General features: G+C 64.1%; 15 protein-coding genes. 11 read left to right on the plus strand and 4 right to left on the minus strand.

The window, feature by feature from the left end; translation table 11 throughout:
* Nucleotides 1-9: 9 nt before the first annotated feature.
* The 5 genes from gatA (at nucleotide 10) to L6D77_RS10025 (ending at nucleotide 4,915) form a co-directional block, all read left to right on the plus strand.
* Nucleotides 10-1,461, plus strand: coding sequence for an Asp-tRNA(Asn)/Glu-tRNA(Gln) amidotransferase subunit GatA (gatA, locus tag L6D77_RS10005; protein ID WP_232883100.1), 1,452 nt, complete (start codon nucleotides 10-12; stop codon nucleotides 1,459-1,461).
* Nucleotides 1,462-1,472: 11 nt separating this feature from the next.
* Nucleotides 1,473-2,918, plus strand: coding sequence for an Asp-tRNA(Asn)/Glu-tRNA(Gln) amidotransferase subunit GatB (gene gatB, locus L6D77_RS10010; RefSeq protein WP_232883099.1), 1,446 nt, complete (start codon nucleotides 1,473-1,475; stop codon nucleotides 2,916-2,918).
* 132 nt (nucleotides 2,919-3,050) lie between these two features.
* The gene (locus L6D77_RS10015; RefSeq protein WP_232883098.1) at nucleotides 3,051-3,425 is read left to right on the plus strand and encodes a septal ring lytic transglycosylase RlpA family protein; all 375 of its coding nucleotides are present in this window, start codon (nucleotides 3,051-3,053) and stop codon (nucleotides 3,423-3,425) included.
* A gap of 61 nt (nucleotides 3,426-3,486) precedes the next feature.
* Nucleotides 3,487-4,530 (plus strand): calcium/sodium antiporter, encoded by a 1,044-nt coding sequence (locus L6D77_RS10020; RefSeq protein ID WP_232883173.1) that lies wholly within the window; start codon nucleotides 3,487-3,489, stop codon nucleotides 4,528-4,530.
* A 10-nt stretch (nucleotides 4,531-4,540) separates the two neighbouring features.
* Nucleotides 4,541-4,915, plus strand: a complete 375-nt coding sequence (locus L6D77_RS10025) for a carboxymuconolactone decarboxylase family protein (protein WP_232883097.1) — start codon at nucleotides 4,541-4,543, stop codon at nucleotides 4,913-4,915.
* A gap of 100 nt (nucleotides 4,916-5,015) precedes the next feature.
* Here L6D77_RS10025 and L6D77_RS10030 read toward each other — a convergent pair whose 3' ends face one another.
* Nucleotides 5,016-6,377 carry an amino acid permease gene (locus tag L6D77_RS10030; protein ID WP_232883096.1) on the minus strand — a complete coding sequence of 454 codons (1,362 nt, stop codon included), beginning with the start codon at nucleotides 6,375-6,377 and terminating at the stop codon, nucleotides 5,016-5,018.
* A gap of 51 nt (nucleotides 6,378-6,428) precedes the next feature.
* Nucleotides 6,429-7,370 (minus strand): AEC family transporter, encoded by a 942-nt coding sequence (locus L6D77_RS10035; protein ID WP_232883095.1) that lies wholly within the window; start codon nucleotides 7,368-7,370, stop codon nucleotides 6,429-6,431.
* 188 nt (nucleotides 7,371-7,558) lie between these two features.
* Here L6D77_RS10035 and L6D77_RS10040 point away from each other — a divergent pair, with 188 nt between their 5' ends.
* Nucleotides 7,559-9,193 carry a phospholipase gene (locus L6D77_RS10040; protein ID WP_232883094.1) on the plus strand — a complete coding sequence of 545 codons (1,635 nt, stop codon included), beginning with the start codon at nucleotides 7,559-7,561 and terminating at the stop codon, nucleotides 9,191-9,193.
* A gap of 14 nt (nucleotides 9,194-9,207) precedes the next feature.
* Entirely contained in the window at nucleotides 9,208-9,399 is a 192-nt protein-coding gene (locus tag L6D77_RS10045; protein WP_232883093.1) for a hypothetical protein, read from the plus strand.
* A 67-nt stretch (nucleotides 9,400-9,466) separates the two neighbouring features.
* Here the strand turns inward: L6D77_RS10045 and L6D77_RS10050 are convergent, their stop codons facing one another.
* On the minus strand, nucleotides 9,467-10,027 hold the full coding sequence (locus L6D77_RS10050) for a response regulator transcription factor (protein WP_153787422.1): 561 nt from the start codon (nucleotides 10,025-10,027) through the stop codon (nucleotides 9,467-9,469).
* Nucleotides 10,027-11,283, minus strand: coding sequence for an ATP-binding protein (locus tag L6D77_RS10055; protein ID WP_110993463.1), 1,257 nt, complete (start codon nucleotides 11,281-11,283; stop codon nucleotides 10,027-10,029). The genes L6D77_RS10050 and L6D77_RS10055 overlap by 1 nt, the downstream gene beginning before the upstream one ends.
* 199 nt (nucleotides 11,284-11,482) lie before the next feature.
* Between L6D77_RS10055 and L6D77_RS10060 the strand changes: the two genes are divergently transcribed.
* From L6D77_RS10060 to L6D77_RS10075, 4 genes are all read left to right on the plus strand, one after another.
* Entirely contained in the window at nucleotides 11,483-12,202 is a 720-nt protein-coding gene (locus L6D77_RS10060; RefSeq protein ID WP_232883092.1) for an SIMPL domain-containing protein, read from the plus strand.
* 310 nt (nucleotides 12,203-12,512) lie between these two features.
* Nucleotides 12,513-14,138 carry an ABC transporter substrate-binding protein gene (locus tag L6D77_RS10065; protein ID WP_232883091.1) on the plus strand — a complete coding sequence of 542 codons (1,626 nt, stop codon included), beginning with the start codon at nucleotides 12,513-12,515 and terminating at the stop codon, nucleotides 14,136-14,138.
* 217 nt (nucleotides 14,139-14,355) lie between these two features.
* Nucleotides 14,356-15,948: an ABC transporter substrate-binding protein gene (locus tag L6D77_RS10070; protein WP_232883090.1), complete on the plus strand. Its 1,593-nt coding sequence runs from the start codon at nucleotides 14,356-14,358 to the stop codon at nucleotides 15,946-15,948.
* 175 nt (nucleotides 15,949-16,123) lie between these two features.
* Entirely contained in the window at nucleotides 16,124-17,491 is a 1,368-nt protein-coding gene (locus L6D77_RS10075) for an OprD family porin (RefSeq protein ID WP_232883089.1), read from the plus strand.
* Nucleotides 17,492-17,527: the final 36 nt, after the last annotated feature.

A 17,527-nucleotide genomic window follows, 5' to 3' on the forward strand; every position in this document is an offset into this window, starting at 1 on the left:
GCGCCTGCCATGCATCAATTCACTCTGGCCGAGATCGCCCGCGGCCTCGCTGACAAGTCGTTCTCCTCGGCAGAACTGACCGGCGCGCTGCTGTCGCGCATCAAGCAGCTCGACCCGCAGCTCAACAGCTTCATCACCGTCACCGAAGAAAAGGCCCTGGAGCAGGCGCGCGCCGCCGACGCCCGCCGCGCCGCCGGTGAAACCGGTGCACTGCTGGGCGCGCCGATCGCCCACAAGGACCTGTTCTGCACCAACGGCACCCGCACCAGCTGCGGTTCGAAGATGCTCGACAACTTCACCGCCCCGTATGACGCCACCGTGGTCGCCAAGCTGGCCGCAGCCGGCATGGTCACCCTGGGCAAGACCAACATGGACGAGTTCGCCATGGGCTCGGCCAACGAGTCCAGCCACTACGGCGCGGTGAAGAACCCGTGGAACCTGGAACACGTGCCTGGCGGTTCGTCCGGCGGCTCCGCCGCGGCCGTGGCCGCGCGCCTGCTGCCGGCCACCACCGGCACCGACACCGGTGGATCGATCCGCCAGCCGGCGGCCTTCACCAACCTGACCGGCCTCAAGCCGACCTACGGCCGTGTTTCGCGCTGGGGCATGATTGCCTATGCCTCCAGCCTCGACCAGGGCGGCCCACTGGCCCGCACCGCCGAAGACTGCGCCCTGCTGCTGCAGGGCATGGCCGGTTTCGACGCCAAGGACTCGACCTCGGTCGACGAGCCTGTGCCAGATTTCAGCGCCAACCTGAACGGCTCGCTGCAAGGCCTGCGCATCGGCGTGCCGAAGGAATACTTCGGTGCCGGCCTCGACCCGCGCATCGCCGAGCTGGTACACGCCAGCGTCAAGGAGCTGGAAAAGCTCGGTGCCGTGGTCAAGCACGTCAGCCTGCCGAACATGCAGCACGCCATCCCGGCGTACTACGTGATCGCCCCGGCGGAAGCGTCCTCCAACCTGTCGCGTTTCGACGGCGTGCGCTTCGGCTACCGCTGCGAAAACCCCAAGGACCTCACCGACCTGTACAAGCGCTCGCGCGGTGAAGGCTTCGGCACCGAAGTGCAGCGCCGGATCATGGTCGGCACCTACGCCCTGTCGGCCGGCTACTACGATGCCTACTACGTCAAGGCGCAGCAGATCCGCCGCCTGATCAAGAACGACTTCGTGGCCGCCTTCCACGACGTCGACGTGATCCTCGGCCCGACCACGCCAAACCCGGCCTGGAAGCTCGGCGCCAAGAGCAACGACCCGGTCGCCGCCTACCTGGAAGACTTCTACACCATCACCGCCAACCTCGCGGGCCTGCCGGGCCTGTCGATGCCGGCCGGCTTCGTCGATGGCCTGCCGGTGGGCGTGCAGCTGCTGGCCCCGTATTTCCAGGAAGGCCGCCTGCTCAACATCGCGCACCGTTACCAGCAAGTCACCGACTGGCACACCCGCGCCCCCAACGGCTTCTGAGGAATTCACACATGCAATGGGAAGTTGTGATCGGGCTGGAAATTCATACCCAGCTTGCCACCCAGTCGAAGATTTTCTCCGGCAGCGCCACCACCTTCGGTTCCGAGCCGAACACCCAGGCCAGCCTGGTCGATCTGGGCATGCCCGGCGTACTGCCGGTGCTCAACCAGGAAGCCGTGCGCATGGCGTGCATGTTCGGCCTGGCGATCGATGCCGAAATCGGCCCGCGCAACGTGTTCGCGCGCAAGAACTACTTCTACCCTGACCTGCCCAAGGGCTACCAGATCAGCCAGATGGACCTGCCGATCGTCGGCAAGGGCCACCTCGACATCGCCCTGGAAGACGGCACCGTCAAACGCATTGGCGTGACCCGCGCACACCTTGAAGAAGACGCCGGCAAAAGCCTGCACGAAGACTTCAACGGCGCCACCGGCATCGACCTGAACCGCGCCGGCACGCCGCTGCTGGAGATCGTCTCCGAGCCGGACATGCGCAGCGCCAAAGAGGCCGTGGCCTACGTCAAGGCAATCCATGCCCTGGTGCGCTACCTGGGCATCTGCGACGGCAACATGGCCGAAGGCTCGCTGCGCTGCGACTGCAACGTGTCGATCCGGCCGAAAGGCCAGGTTGAGTTCGGCACCCGCTGCGAGATCAAGAACGTCAACTCGTTCCGCTTCATCGAGCGCGCGATCAACAGCGAAATCCAGCGCCAGATCGACCTGATCGAAGACGGCGGCAAGGTGGTGCAGGAAACCCGCCTGTACGACCCGAACAAGGACGAGACCCGCTCCATGCGCAGCAAGGAGGAAGCCAACGACTACCGTTACTTCCCCGACCCGGACCTGCTGCCGGTGGTCATCGAGCCCGCGTTCCTCGACAGCGTGCGCGCCGGCCTGCCGGAGCTGCCACCGCAAAAGGTCGAGCGCTTCCAGAGCCAGTACGGCCTGTCGGCCTACGACGCCAACGTGCTGGCCTCCAGCCGCGAGCAGGCCGATTACTTCGAGCAGGTGGTGAAGATTGGCGGCGACGCCAAGCTGGCCGCCAACTGGGTCATGGTCGAGCTGGGCAGCCTGCTGAACAAGCTGGGCCTGGAGATCGACCAGTCGCCGGTCAGCGCCGAGCAACTGGGCGGCATGCTGCTGCGCATCCGTGACAACACCATCAGCGGCAAGATCGCCAAGACCGTGTTCGAGAAGATGGCTGCAGGCGAAGGCAATGCCGACGAGGTGATCGAAGCCAACGGTCTCAAGCAGGTGACCGACACCGGCGCCATCGAGAAGGTGCTCGACGAGATGCTGGCCGCCAACGCTGAACAGGTCGAACAGTACCGCGCCGCCGATGAGGCCAAGCGCGGCAAGATGTTCGGCTTCTTCGTCGGCCAGGCGATGAAGGCCTCGAAGGGCAAGGCAAACCCGGGGCAAGTGAACCAATTGCTCAAAGCCAAGCTCGAAGGGTGACCTGAAAGCGCGGCGAGGGCTTCGCCCTCGTTCGCGGCACAAGGCCGCTTCTACAGGCTACACATTTCCCTGTAGGAGCGGCCTCGTGCCGCGAAAGGGCCGCAAAGCGGCCTCAACAGCGGAGCATCCCATTTGCTGAAGCGATCCCTCACCACCCTCACCCTCTTCTCCCTGCTGGCCGGCTGCGCCAGCCACGACATCGACCCCCGCGGTTACAACGAAACCGGCACCGCCTCCTATTACGGCAGCCGCCACCACGGCAAACGCACCGCCAGTGGCGAGCCCTTCAACCAGCACGGCCTCACCGCCGCCCACCGCAGCCTGCCCTTCGGCAGCCGGGTGCTGGTGACCAACCTCGCCAACCAGCGCAGCGTGGTGGTACGCATCAACGATCGCGGCCCGCACACACGCGGCCGGCTGATCGACCTGTCACGCGCCGCGGCGGAAAAAATCGGCATGCTCCGTAGCGGAACGGCGCGAGTCCGGGTACAAGGTCTGAGCGATTGACCTGACTGGAGCCCTCGCCATTTTCGACCTGGCCACCCTCCCCACCTTCAGCCTGCTGCAACTGGGCCTGGGCTTGTTGCTGCTGATCCTCGGCGCCGAGCTGCTGGTACGCGCGGCGCTGCGCCTGGCCACCCGGCTGCATGTGCGCCCGCTGATCATCGGCCTGAGCCTGGTGGCGTTCGGCAGCACCGCGCCGCAACTCACCGTGAGCCTGCAGGCTGCCTATCAAGGCGCGCCTGACGTTGCAGTGGGCAGCGTAATCGGCAGCAATATCTTCAACGTGCTGGTGATTCTCGGCCTGGCCGCGCTGATCATTCCGCTGCGCGTGTCGCGCCAGCTGGTGCGCCTGGACATTCCCTTGATGATCGCCGCCAGCGGCCTGGTGTATTTGCTGGCCGGCAATGGGCTGCTGGGCCGCGTCGAAGGTGCGCTGTTGTTGCTCGGCCTGCTCGGCTACCTGCTGATGCTCTGGCACCAGTCGCGCCACCATGCGCGCACCTATCCGGCAGCCAATACGCCGGCCCCAGGCGCCGGACGCTTCTGGAGCGGCGTATTGCTGCAGGTCTTCCTGGGCCTCGGCCTGCTGAGCCTGGCTGGGCACCTGCTGCTGCAGGCCGCCGTCGAGGTCGCCACCGACCTGGGGCTGTCCGAACGGGTCATCGGCCTGACCGTGGTCGCGGTGTGCACTTCACTGCCGGAGTTGGCCGCCGCCCTGATTGCCGCACTGCGTGGCGAGCGCGACGTTGCGGTGGGCACGGTGATCGGCAGCAACCTGTTCAACCTGCTGGCGGTGCTGGGGCTGACTGCCGTGGTTGCGCCCGAACCGCTGTCGATTTCGCCCAACGCCCTGGACTTCGACCTGCCGGTGATGCTCGGCGTCGCGGCGCTGTGCCTGCCGGTGTTCTATTCGGGCTTTCGGGTGACCCGCGCCGAGGGCCTGGTGTTCCTCTGCCTGTACCTGGCCTACGGCCTGCACGTGGTGACCTTCACCACCGGGCTGCCCTTGGCCGGGCGCCTGGAAAACCTGATGCTGTTCTACGTTCTGCCAGCGCTCGGCGTCGTGTTGCTGTATACGACGCTACGCGCATGGCGCCGCCAACACTAAGGAAAACAACATGGCTGATGCGAAACAGACCGGCGAAAGCATTCGCCGCCAGGTAATGGGCGACGCCTTCGTCGACCGCGCCCTGGGCAATGCGACCGAGTTCACCCAACCGCTGCAGGACTTCGTCAACGAACATGCCTGGGGTGGCGTGTGGACACGTGAAGGGCTACCGCTGAAAACCCGCAGCCTGATCACCCTGGCCACACTGACCGCGCTCAAGTGCCCGCAGGAGCTCAAAGGGCATGTGCGTGGGGCGTTGAACAATGGCTGCACGGTGGAGGAAATTCGCGAGGCGTTACTGCATTGCGCAGTGTATGCCGGCGTGCCGGCGGCCATTGATGCATTCCGGGCGGCGCAGGAAGTGATCGACAGCTACCAGAGCTGAGGACCCATAGCCCTCTTCGCGGGTAAACCCGCTCCCACAGGCTTTGCACATCCCTGTGGGAGCGGGTTTACCCGCGAAGCAAGCAACGCGGTACGTGAGGTCAGGCCTTGGCCTGACGGGCCTTCTTCATGCGGAACGCCACCCACAGCACCAGGATCCACGCCGGGATCAGCATCACCGAGATACGGATCGGTGGCGTCAGGTACATCACCACCAGAATCAGCACGATGAACGCCAGGCACAGGTAGTTGCTCACCGGGTGCCCCCAGCTGCGGTAGAACGGCGAGATGCCGGCGGCCAGCTTGGCCTTGCGGAACTTCAGGTGGGTGATGCTGATGCTCGCCCAGTTGATCACCAGCGCCGAAACGGCCAGGGCCATCAGCAGGCCGAAGGCTTCACCGGGCATCAGGTAGTTGATCAGCACGCACATCCCCGTGGCGAACGCCGACACACCCAATGCGGTGAGCGGCACGCCACGGCGGCTGACCTTGAGCAGCTGGCGCGGCGCATCACCCTGGGAGGCCAGGCCGAACAGCATGCGGCTGTTGGCATAGACACAGCTGTTGTACACCGACAGCGCGGCGGTCAGCACCACCACGTTGAGGATGGTCGCCACCAGGTCACTGTCCAGCTCGTGGAAGATCATCACGAACGGGCTGCCGCCCTGCACCACCTTCTGCCACGGGTACAGCGACAGCAGCACCGCCAGGGCACCGATGTAGAAGATCAGGATGCGATACACCACCTGGTTGGTGGCTTTGGGGATGCTCTGGCGCGGGTTTTCGGCTTCGGCGGCAGTGATGCCGACCAGTTCCAGGCCGCCGAAGGAGAACATGATCACCGCCAGCGCCATGATCAGCCCGGTCACGCCATTGGGGAAGAAGCCACCGTATTGCCACAGGTTGGCGACGCTGGCATCCGGCCCGCCGTGGCCGCTGCCCAGCAGCCAGGCGCCAAAGCCGATCATGCTGACGATGGCCACCACCTTGATCAGGGCGAACCAGAACTCCATCTCGCCATACACCTTCACCTGGGTCAGGTTGATAGCGTTGATGGCCACGAAGAAGATCGCCGCCGTGGCCCAGGTGGGGAAGTCCGGCCACCAGTACTGCACGTAGATACCCACGGCAGTGAGCTCGGCCATGCCGACCAGCACGTACACCACCCAGTAGTTCCAGCCCGAGACGAAGCCTGCGAACTCGCTCCAGTAATGGTGGGCGAAGTGGCTGAAGCTGCCGGCCACCGGCTCCTCGACCACCATCTCGCCAAGCTGGCGCATGATCAGGAAGGCCATCAGGCCGGCGACGGCATAACCCAGCAGCACGGAGGGGCCGGCCAGCTGGATGGTCTGGGCGATGCCCAGGAACAGCCCGGTGCCGATGGCACCGCCCAGCGCAATCAGCTGGATATGGCGATTCTTCAGCCCGCGCTGCAAGCGCTCGGGCGTGCTCTGGTCTTGCATGAAGTGTCCTTTAGGTGAGGCCGTGTTGTTGGTTTTATGTGCAGTGAAGCGCTAGATCCAGCCGCCCCACTGCAAGACGAAAATGCCGATATTGGTCGTGATGGCCGCCATCAGTGTAGTGATCACGATGATCGAGGCCGCCAGTTCGTGATTGCCGTTGGCCGCCCGCGCCATTACATAGCTCGCTGCTGCGGTGGGGCTGCCGATGTAGAGGAACAGGATGCCCAGCTCGGCCCCGCGCAAACCGCACAGCCAGGCGCCCAGGGTACCCAGCAGCGGCAGCCAGACCATCTTCACCAGGCTCACATCGAACGCCAACCTGCCACTGTCGCGCAGCGCCGCCAGCGACAAGGTGCCACCGATGCAGATCAGCGCCAGCGGCAGGGTCATCTGCGCCAGGTAGTCGGCAGACGTCAGCAGCCAGTTGGGCAGCGGCACCTGGCCATAGGCCATGGGCGTTGCGACCAGCACGCTGATGATCAACGGGTTGCTGAGGATGCTCTTGCAGATGCTCCACGGGTCGGACTTCAGGTCCGGGCTGTACACCGCCAGCACCACCGCCGACAGCGAGTTGTACATGAGGATGACCAGCCCGGCCAGCACCGCGCCGAGGGAGATGCCGTAGTCGCCATACAGGCTGGCGGCCAGCGCCAGGCCGATCACGCCATTGTTGCCGCGAAATGCGCCCTGGGTGTAGATGCCGCGGTCCGCCAGCGGGCAGCGCCAGATCGCCAGGCCCCAGGCCAGGCCGAACCCCACCAGTGTGGCAACGATGAAGTAGAGGATGACCCCAGGCTTGACCGCCGTGGCCAGGTCGGCGTGGTAGATGCCCAGGAACAGCAGCGCCGGCATGCACACGTTGAACACCAGCGATGACGCGACCTTGCTGAAGTTGTCGTCGATCACGCGGATGCGCTTGAGCAGCACGCCCATGAACAGCATGGCGAACACGGGCGCCGTGATGTTCAGTGTCTGGATAAGAAGGGCGAGCATGCAGCCTGATCCTGGGAGTTGCCGTTAGGGGGCTAATCATACGTCAGTGCCAGGGCCTTGCGCCCACCGAAGGTGCCAGTTGGCGACACAAACTGAGCTTGACGTAGGAAATTTCCCGAATATGATGGTAAATACTGTATATGCATACAGTTAAAAATGGATTATCCCGACATCGCAAGGAGCTGATCATGTCAGGAATGCAAACCGCGCCCGTGGCCAACCAAGCCCAGGCCAAACAGGTCGTTGCCGACCTCGATCAACTGTTCGACCCGCAGGGTATCGCCCTCCCCGGCCAGGACAGCCAACTGATGCTGGTCATGCACGGCCACCACACCCTCAAGTACCATCGCTTCGCCGTGCCACAAGGCACAGGCCAAGCGCCCAAAGGCAAACCCGAGCTGTTCTTCGAAGGCGGTGAGCACACCGCCATCGGTGACAACACCCTGCTGCGTTATGAAGCTGGCCAGCCAGGCATCCCCGCCCACCAGTCGCCCCTGCCGCTGCCCAACGGCCTGAGCCTGACCTACGGCCAGGTCATCGCCCTGGGCGGCGACTTCTATGGCGTACCCGAACGGCCCATCGCCGATGGCGCCAGCGAAGCCGAACGCATCACACGCTTCACTCAGGCCTTCGACTCCCTGGCCCGCCTGCCGGCGGCCAAGGAAGAGGCCGGGCAGATCCTTGCCGTGATGCAGGAAGAAATCGCCGCCGCCAACCAGGCCATCAAGGATGGCCGCCAGCCCCATGAAGCCTACGACGCCCTGGGCGACAGCCTGTCGGCGCGCTGGAACCGCATCACCGGCGGCGGCAGTTTCGCTTCCGACCTGTTCCCGCTTGGCCGCTACCTGAAGCTGGCCGCCAGCAACTGGGACCATTTCGGCCCCTGGGCATTGCTGGCCTACCAGGCCGGCCACGCCGCCGCCTTGCAGCAGGCCGTGAAGGCCCATGCCAGCGGTGAAGAACGTGACCTGCAACTGGCCTACGCCATGAATGCCTTTGCCGATCACTTCCTCACCGACCTGTTCTCTGCCGGCCATGTGCGGGTGCCGCGCAAGGCACTGGCCGACAGCGTCACCCCGAGCGATGTCGGCTCGCTGATTTCGCGCTTCATGCACGACGAAGACAGCAAGTACGGCCTGCTGGTGCGCAACGCCGAAGGCGAGCAATGGCGCGCCTATGGCGACAAGCGCTACTTCGACAGCGTCGATGTGGCCAACCGTCGCCAGGTCGGCCGGGCCGTGCAGCGCTCGGCCGACGAGGTGTTCCAGGCCTTCGTCGATGGCCGCCTGCCGCTGGCCAAGGACTATGCAGCCCTGCGCCTGGCGCCGGATCTGCACGCCGCCGAACAGGACCTGGTGCCGGGCAACTTTGCCCCGCTGTATTTTCAGGACGGCAAGACCGTGTTGCGGCGCAAGGACGTCAACAACCTCAACGACCGTGAGCGCATCGCCGACTGGTGGGGCTGGAGCACCTACCTGCTGCTCAAGGACTACAAGCCCAATACGCCCACCGGTTTCATCGCGGCACCGGGCGCATCACCGGCCATCATCGGCTGGCAGAGCACCGAGCCGGATGGCCTCAACTGGCAGCGGGGCAACTCGGTGCGTTACGCCTTCAGCGTGAGCGAGCAGTTCAACGAGTCCTATATCGGGCCGTGGAGCGCCTATGCCGAACTGGGCAAACAGTTCCACCCGACCGTACAGGTGCCACTGGACGGTAAGCAGCGCGGGCGCAACCTGTTCCGCCAGTTCCGCGGCGGCTCGCCGGAGCTGATCGCCAGCCTGGACGGCGTGGCAACCACTTACATCGATCGCAATGCGTGACAAGGAGGTCACCGATGAACATCAGGATCAAACTGGAGCTGGCTTCGGGTCAGTCGCTGGCAGGCATGCCGCTGGAGTTGCTGCGTGATGGCAAGGTCATTGGCCGGGCCAAGGTGCCGACGGGAGGGCTGGTGACGTTCGAGGCGCCTGCTGGTGCAGGGCAACTGGCGCTGCGGGTTGACCGCTCGGGGGTAAGAGCCTTGTAGAACGATCGCGGGGCAAGTCGCAGCGGCGTACGGCCGCGACTTGCCCCGCGATACCTCTGATGCCCTGTCATCGCCGGACCGGGCGCTTCTGCAGTTTGCGCTGCAAGGTGCGCCGGTGCATGCCCAGCGCCCGCGCGGTGGCGGAGATATTGCCTTCGTGCTCGCCCAGCACGCGCTGGATGTGCTCCCACTGCAGGCGATCCACCGACATCGGGTTTTCCGGCACCAGGGTATCCAGGTCGGTATGCTCCGACAGCAGCGCAGCCAGCACATCGTCGGCGTCGGCAGGCTTGCACAGGTAGTTGCAGGCACCGCGCTTTACCGCTTCGACCGCAGTGGCGATGCTCGAGTAACCGGTCAGGATCACCACGCGCATCTCCGGGTCCAGCTCCAGCAGCTTGGGCAGCAGCACCAGGCCCGAATCGCCTTCCATCTTCAGGTCCAGCGTGGCGTAGTCCGGCAGGTCCTGCTCGGCCAGCTTCAGGCCCTCCTCGGCAGAGCTTGCGGTACTCACGCGGAAACCGCGGCGGCTCATGGCCCGCGCCATGACCCGGGTAAAGGTGGCATCGTCATCCACCAGCAGCAGGTGCGGCAGTTCTTCGCCTTCGACCTGGATTTCTTCGCTCATCATTCATCTCCTCGCTTGCCATGGGGCAGGCGCAATTCGGTCAGGGTGCCACCCTGCTCATGACTATAGAGTTTCACCGAACCGCCCGCACGCGTCACGCTGGCCTTGCTCAAGAACAGGCCCAGGCCGAAGCCTTTGCCCTTGGTGGTAATAAAGGGTTTGCCGATCGCTTCGGCAATGGCCGGCGGCATGCCGGGGCCATGGTCGCGGATGCTGATGACGATGTCCTGGGCGTCCCAGTCCAGGCGCACCTCCAGGTCGTCCGGGCAGGCATCGGCGGCATTGTTCAGCAGGTTCAAAAGGGCCTGGGTCAGGTCGGGCGGCGGCGCCAGCCGTGGTACCTGGCCATCACGCAGGCGCTGGAAACGGTAGCTGGCTTCCGGGCGCATCAGGTGCCAGCGGTTGAGCGCTTCGTCGAGCCAGGCCGTGACGTCCTGCTCGACGATGGCCAGACGGCGGTTGGCCTCGGCGGCGCGCACCAGTTGCTGCAGCGTCTCCTTGCACAGCTTGACCTGGTCCTGAAGGATCTGCAGGTCTTCCTGCAGCAGCGGATCGGTGTGGTCCTGGCGCATCTCGTTGAGCAGCACGCTCATGGTCGCCAGCGGCGTGCCCAGCTCATGGGCTGCGCCGGCGGCCTGAGTGGCCACCGCCAGTAGTTGTTCGTCGCGCAGGCTCTCTTCACGGCGCTCGGCGCGCAGGTGCTCCTGGCGGCGCAACTCCTCGGCCATGCGTGCGGCGAAGAAGGTGATCACCGCGGCGGCCAGGGCGATGCTCAGCCACATGCCGTAGACCTGCATGGTGTCGCGCGACTGCGGCAACGTCTCCAGCGGGTAGAACTGCACCAACAGCAGGCTGTAGGCCACCAGGGCAATGCCCGACAGCACCAGCGAGTAGATCCACGGTAGCGTCACGGCGGCGATCGCCAGCGGTACCAGGTAATAAGAGACGAAGGGGTTGGTCGAACCACCGGAGTAGTACAGCAGCGCGCTGTGGATCAGCAGGTCGCAGGCCAGCTGCAGCGCGTACTCGAGTTCGGTGACCGGCAGCGACAGGCGCAAGCGCACGGCGGTGAACGCGCACAGCAGCGACGACAGGGCCAGGGTGACCACCAGCGAGAACCATGGCAGCGGCAGCAACTCGGTCCAGTAGGCCACGCCCACGGAACCGGCCTGGGCAGCCAGGACGAGGATGCGGATGAAGGTCAGGCGCCAGAGGTTCTGGCGTGTAGCGGACAGCGGATGTGCGGCGGCGAGCATGAGCTCTCCCGATGAGGCTCCAGGAAAATCGGCTGGAGTATACCGAAGCCAGGCGCCTCGCTGCAGCGATGCGGCAAAGCGCCACACTTTGTCACAGATTCATGATGGCATTTTTGAACCCACTACACTGTCCCCGGTCTGATCGGCCATGCGTGGCACGAACGTTCCAGCCACGCTTTTCATTGCCAAGGAGCTACACATGCACATTTCCCGTCGCGGAGCCGCCTTCGCCCTGTCCTGCGGCCTGCTTGCCAGCCTGCCTGCCGTGGCCGCCGACGAGCCCCGCTACAACCAGGTGTCGCTGCGCGCCGAAGTCAGCAAGGAAGTCGCCCGCGACCTGATGGTCGTGACGCTGTACAGCGAAGCGCAGAACAGCGACCCGGGCAAGCTCGCCAAGCAGATCACCGAAACCATGAACAAGGCCGTGCAGCAGGCCCGTGACGTGAAGGACGTGAAGATCAGCCAGGGCAGCCGCAACAGCTACCCGATCTACGACACCAAGGGCCAGAAGATCACCGGCTGGCGTGAGCGCGCCGAGCTGCGCCTGGAAAGTGCCGATTTCCCGGCCCTGTCCAAGCTCACCGGCGAACTGCTGCAGGACCTGAAGATGGGCGGCATGGACTTCTCCATCGCCCCGGCCACCCGCAAGACCAGCGAAGACGAGCTGCTCAAGGATGCCGTGGCCGCGTTCAAGGCCCGTGCCCAGCTGGCCACCGAAGCGCTCGGCGGCAAGGGCTACAAGGTGGTCAGCCTGAACCTCAACAGCAGCGGCTACCCACGCCCGTACCTGCGTAGCGCACCGATGGCGATGATGGCCAAGGCGGCCGATGAAGCCGCGGCGCCAGCGCCGGATATCGAAGCCGGTACCAGCGAAGTCAGCATGAGCGCCGATGGCCTGATCGAAGTCCAGGTGCCCTGAGCCCTCCAAGTGGATGTCCGTGGCGATGAAATCCGCCACGGACAGCACTTTCCGACTATTCCTACGCACCAGTCAGGTGCATCCGCTTGTCACCAAAAGTGCGAAACATCTTGAAATTCTTGCCCTTTTAGACCGCGCAAACGATCAACATTCGCCAAACTTATATGAATGCGACATCCATGTACGACCGTCCCACGTTTTGCCGCCAACCACTCTGCTGAGTGTTGCATTGGGAATAGCCCCTGCATAAGTATCCGCAGGTCGGCTCACGAGGCCGCCTCACTCAAAAAATGACAACAATGAGGCCACCATGCTTAAACACGCAGTCATTCCGTTCCTGGTCGGCGCAGGCTTGCTAGCCGGCGCTCCTTCCGCCCTCGCCGCGACCAACCTGGTGTTCTGCTCCGAAGGCAGCCCGGCCGGTTTCGACCCTGGCCAGTACACCACCGGAACCGACTTCGACGCCTCCGCCGAAACCATCTTCAACCGGCTTACGCAATTCGAGCGTGGCGGCACCGCGGTGATTCCGGGCCTGGCCACCAAGTGGGATGTTTCCGACGACGGCAAGAGCTACGTCTTCCACCTGCGCGAAGGCGTCAAGTTCCACACCACCGACTACTTCAAGCCGACCCGCGAATTCAACGCCGACGACGTGCTGTTCACCTTCAACCGCATGCTCGACAAGGACCAGCCGTTCCGCAAGGCCTACCCCACTGAATTCCCGTACTTCACCGACATGGGCATGGACAAGAACATCGCCAAGGTCGAGAAGGTCGATGACCACACCGTGAAGTTCACCCTCAACGAAGTCGACGCCGCGTTCATCCAGAACCTGGCCATGAGCTTCGCCTCGATCCAGTCGGCCGAGTACGCCGACCAGCTGCTCAAGCAAGGCAAGCCCGCCGATATCAACCAGAAGCCCATCGGCACCGGCCCGTTCGTGTTCAGCAAGTACCAGAAGGACGCGCAGATCCGCTACAAGGGCAACAAGGACTACTGGAAGCCCGAGGACGTGAAGATCGACAACCTGATCTTCGCCATCAGCACCGACGCCTCGGTACGCATGCAGAAGCTCAAGAAGAACGAGTGCCAGGTCACCCTGTTCCCCCGCCCGGCCGATATCCAGCCGTTGAAGCAGGACCCGAAGCTGAAGATGCCCGACCAGGCCGGCTTCAACCTCGGCTACATCGCCTACAACGTGATGGACAAGATCAAGGGCAGCAACGAGCCCAACCCGCTGTCGCAACTCAAGGTGCGCGAAGCCCTGGACATGGCGGTGAACAAGCAGCAGATCATCGAGTCGGTCTATCAGGGCGCCGGCCAGCTGGCGGTCAACGCCATGCCGCCAACGCAGTGGTCCTATGACACCACCATCAAGGATGCCAAGTACGACCCCGAAAAGGCCAAGCAGCTGCTCAAGGAGGCCGGCATCAAGGAAGGCACCGAGATCACCCTGTGGGCCATGCCGGTGCAACGCCCCTACAACCCCAACGCCAAGCTGATGGCCGAGATGCTGCAATCCGACTGGGCCAAGATCGGCATCAAGGCCAAGATCGTCAGCTACGAATGGGGTGAGTACATCAAGCGCTCCAAGGGCGGCGAGCAGGGTGCCATGCTGATTGGCTGGAGCGGCGACAACGGTGACCCGGACAACTGGCTGGGCACCCTCTATGGCTGCGACGCCATGGACGGCAACAACTTCTCCAAGTGGTGCTACAAGCCGTACGACGACCTGATCAAGCAGGCCAAGGCCACCCCCGACCAGGCCAAGCGCACCGAGCTGTACAAGCAGGCGCAACACATCCTCAAGGAACAGGTGCCGATCACCCCGATCGCCCACTCCACCGTGTATCAGCCCATGAGCACGTCCGTGAAGGACTTCAAGATCAGCCCCTTCGGCCTGAACTCCTTCTATGGGGTAAGCGTGGACAAGTAACGGCCATGACCGCCCCGTCCGCAAGGTCTGCGGCGGGGCGACTACATGACCGGGCGTTGCGTAGGACTTTTCTAGCGCAGTCGCCGGAATGCTCCCGCTCCCATATCAGTTTCTGAACCATGGCTCCCACGCCTTGACGACTCTATCGTCAGGGCCGGGATGTCATCGCCGCGCTTTGCCTGTCGCGGCCAGAAAAGACCAGGACAAAGGAATTGCCATGCGCACTACCACGCTGTGCTCCACCCTCTTTGCACTCGGCCTGCTGAGCCACGCGCCGTTGACACTGGCCAACAACCTGGTGTTCTGCTCCGAAGGCAGCCCGGCAGGCTTCGACACCGCCCAGTACACCTCGGCCACCGACAACGATGCCGCCGAACCGATCTACAACCGCCTGGTCGAGTTCGAGCGCGGCGGCACCGCCGTGCATCCTGCCCTGGCCACCGACTGGCAGGTCTCCGACGACGGCCTGCGCTACACCTTCCACCTGCGGCCCGGGGTGAAGTTCCACGGTAACAAGGCCTTCAAGCCCACCCGCGATTTAAACGCCGACGACGTGCTGTTCACCTTCAACCGCATGCTCGACAGGGAACAACCTTTCCGTAAGGCCTACCCCACCGAATTCCCCTACTTCGTCAGCATGGGGCTGGACAAGAACATCGCCAAGGTCGAGAAGACCGCACCGCTGACCGTGGTGTTCACCCTCAACAAGGTCGATGCCGCGTTCATCCAGAACCTCGCCATGGCGTTCGCCGCGATCCTTTCCGCCGAATACGCCGAACACCTGCTGGCCGAGGGCAGGCCGAGCGACATCAACCAGAAACCGATCGGCACCGGCCCGTTCGTGTTCCAGCGCTACCAGAAGGATGCGCAGATCCGCTACAAGGGCAACAAGGACTATTGGGCGCCCGATCAGGTGAAGCTCGACAACCTGGTGTTCTCCATCAACATCGACCCGTCGGTACGTATCCAGAAGCTGCGCCGCAACGAATGCCAGATCACCCTGCACCCGCGCCCGGCCGACCTGCCCGCACTCAGGCAGGATGGCAAGCTGCAGGTGCTGCAGCAGCCTGGCTTCAACCTCGGCTACATCGCCTACAACACCCAGCACCCGCCCTTCGACCGCCTCGAAGTACGCCAGGCCATGGACATGGCGGTGAACAAGCAGGCAATCATCCAGGCCGTCTACCAGGACGCCGGGCAACGTGCGGTCAACGCCATGCCGCCCACCCAGTGGTCCTACGACGAATCCCTCATGGACGCACCGTTCGACCCGCAAAAGGCCAAGGCCCTGCTCAAGCAGGCCGGGGTCAAGGAAGGCACCGAGATCACCCTCTGGGCCATGCCCGTGCAGCGTCCCTACAACCCCAACGCCAAGCTCATGGCCGAAATGCTCCAGGCCGACTGGAGCAAGCTCGGTTTCAAGGTGCGCATCGTCAGCTACGAGTGGGGTGAATACCTCAAGCGCATGAAAAGCGGTGAACACGATATCGCCCTGATCGGCTGGACCGGCGACAACGGCGACCCCGACAACTGGCTGGGCACCCTCTACAGCTGCGACGCCATCGGCAGCAACAACTACTCGCTGTGGTGCGACACGCAGTACGACGCCCTGGTCAAGCAAGCCAAGCAGGTCACCGACCGCGAACAACGCAGCGCCCTCTACCAGCAAGCCCAGCAACGCCTCAAGCAGCAGGTACCGATCACGCCCGTGGCCCACTCCACGGTCAATCAGCCCCTGAGCAGCAACGTCAAGGATTTCAAGGTCAGCCCCTTCGGACGCAACGTTTTCTCCGGCGTCAGTATCGATTGACCCCTGCATCGTCTGGCCGGGAGTGCACCCCACTCCCGCGGCCGCGTGCAGCCCGGATTTACCTGGCGACCCCAGGTGAATACCTGCAGTACCGCGTCACCGTTGCAGGCCCGGCCCACAAGGCCCGGGTGATAACTAAAAGAATAGAAAGGGAGCTTTGCACTTGAAACACACCATGAAAACCGCACTGGCCTTGTCCGTCGGCGCCTTCTGCGCCCTGGCCCAGGCCGAACCGATGAGCCAGGACTTTGTCCCAACCACGCTCAAGTCCAGTAGTGAACAAGCCGAGGCCAAGGGCTTCATCGAAGGCCAGAGCCTGTCCGGCAGCACCCGCAACTGGTATGCCCACGAACGCGCCACCCGCGCCCCACTGTGGTCCTACTCCAAGAGCGACGGCAGCCGCCACGACACCCACAGCCGCAACAACTGGCTGCAAGGCACCATCCTCAACTACAGTTCGGGCTTTACCGAAGGCACCGTGGGCTTCGCCGTCGAGGCCGCCGCCTACAACGCCATTGCCCTTGAACGCGGCCGCGCCGCCGTAGCCGGGCCCAACAACCGCACGCTCACCCACAGCGACGGCGATGTGATCGGCCAGTGGAGCAAGATGGGCCTGGGCAACGTCAAGGCGCGGGTGTCCAACACCACCCTCACCGTGGGCCGCCAGTCGGTCGACACCCCGATGATCGCCTACATCGGCAACCGTGCCCTGCCATCAAGCTTCCAGGGTGCGTTCCTGCACAGCGCCGAGTTCGACAACCTGTCGTTCGACCTGGGCACCTTCGACCGCGTCTCGCCGCGTACCGAACAGAGCCTGAGCAAGTTCCGCAGCGAGTACGGCAGCACCGGTGTCGAAACCGACCGCGCCAGCACCGCCGGCATCAACTACCAGCCGCTCAAGAGCCTGAGCACCAGCCTGTACGCGACCAAGGTCGACGACTTCTGGAACCAGTACTACTTCGGCGCCAACCATGTGCTGGGCGACAGCGCGGTGCTGAGCCTGACCACCGGGCTGAACTACTACAAGACCGTCGACGCCGGCAGCAAGAAGATGGGCGAGATCGACAACGACACCTACAGCCTGTCGTTCGGCCTGACCCACCAGGCTCATACCCTGAGCGCGTCCTGGCAGCAGGTGAATGGCAACGAGTACTTCGACTACCTGCATGAAACCAACGGCATCTACCTGGCCAACTCGCTGCTGTCGGACTTCAACGGCCCCAACGAGAAATCGCTGCAGATCAGCTATGTGCTGAACATGGCGCCCTACGGCGTACCGGGGCTCAAGTTCAACCTGTACAACGCCCGCGGCTGGGGCATCGACGGCACCCACTACCAGGGCACCGCCTACAACGTCAAAGGCCTCGATGGCGAAACGCACTACGAGTGGGGCTTCGGCACCAGCTACGCAGTGCAGAGCGGCCCACTGAAGGACACCAGCATCCGCGCCACCTACACCGCCCACCGCGCCAGCAAGGCCCAGGGCGATGGCAGCCTCGACGAGTTCCGCCTGGTCACCACCATTCCGTTCAACATCCTCTGACCGCTGGCGCCACGGCCCGACTCCCCACGGGCCGTG

Source organism: Pseudomonas parasichuanensis, assembly GCF_021601385.1.
GTDB classification, from domain to species: Bacteria; Pseudomonadota; Gammaproteobacteria; order Pseudomonadales; family Pseudomonadaceae; genus Aquipseudomonas; species Aquipseudomonas parasichuanensis.

Bases quoted from the DNA above. Each gene is read 5' to 3' on its own strand.
- L6D77_RS10075 (WP_232883089.1), top strand. From the start codon at position 16,124: ATGAAAACCGCACTGGCCTTGTCCGTCGGCGCCTTCTGCGCCCTGGCC.
- L6D77_RS10030 (WP_232883096.1), bottom strand. From the start codon at position 6,377: ATGCAAGACCAGAGCACGCCCGAGCGCTTGCAGCGCGGGCTGAAGAAT.
- L6D77_RS10040 (WP_232883094.1), top strand. From the start codon at position 7,559: ATGTCAGGAATGCAAACCGCGCCCGTGGCCAACCAAGCCCAGGCCAAA.
- L6D77_RS10070 (WP_232883090.1), top strand. From the start codon at position 14,356: ATGCGCACTACCACGCTGTGCTCCACCCTCTTTGCACTCGGCCTGCTG.
- L6D77_RS10045 (WP_232883093.1), top strand. From the start codon at position 9,208: ATGAACATCAGGATCAAACTGGAGCTGGCTTCGGGTCAGTCGCTGGCA.
- gatA (WP_232883100.1), top strand. From the start codon at position 10: ATGCATCAATTCACTCTGGCCGAGATCGCCCGCGGCCTCGCTGACAAG.
- L6D77_RS10065 (WP_232883091.1), top strand. From the start codon at position 12,513: ATGCTTAAACACGCAGTCATTCCGTTCCTGGTCGGCGCAGGCTTGCTA.
- L6D77_RS10060 (WP_232883092.1), top strand. From the start codon at position 11,483: ATGCACATTTCCCGTCGCGGAGCCGCCTTCGCCCTGTCCTGCGGCCTG.
- gatB (WP_232883099.1), top strand. From the start codon at position 1,473: ATGCAATGGGAAGTTGTGATCGGGCTGGAAATTCATACCCAGCTTGCC.
- L6D77_RS10050 (WP_153787422.1), bottom strand. From the start codon at position 10,027: ATGAGCGAAGAAATCCAGGTCGAAGGCGAAGAACTGCCGCACCTGCTG.
- L6D77_RS10035 (WP_232883095.1), bottom strand. From the start codon at position 7,370: ATGCTCGCCCTTCTTATCCAGACACTGAACATCACGGCGCCCGTGTTC.
- L6D77_RS10025 (WP_232883097.1), top strand. From the start codon at position 4,541: ATGGCTGATGCGAAACAGACCGGCGAAAGCATTCGCCGCCAGGTAATG.
- L6D77_RS10055 (WP_110993463.1), bottom strand. From the start codon at position 11,283: ATGCTCGCCGCCGCACATCCGCTGTCCGCTACACGCCAGAACCTCTGG.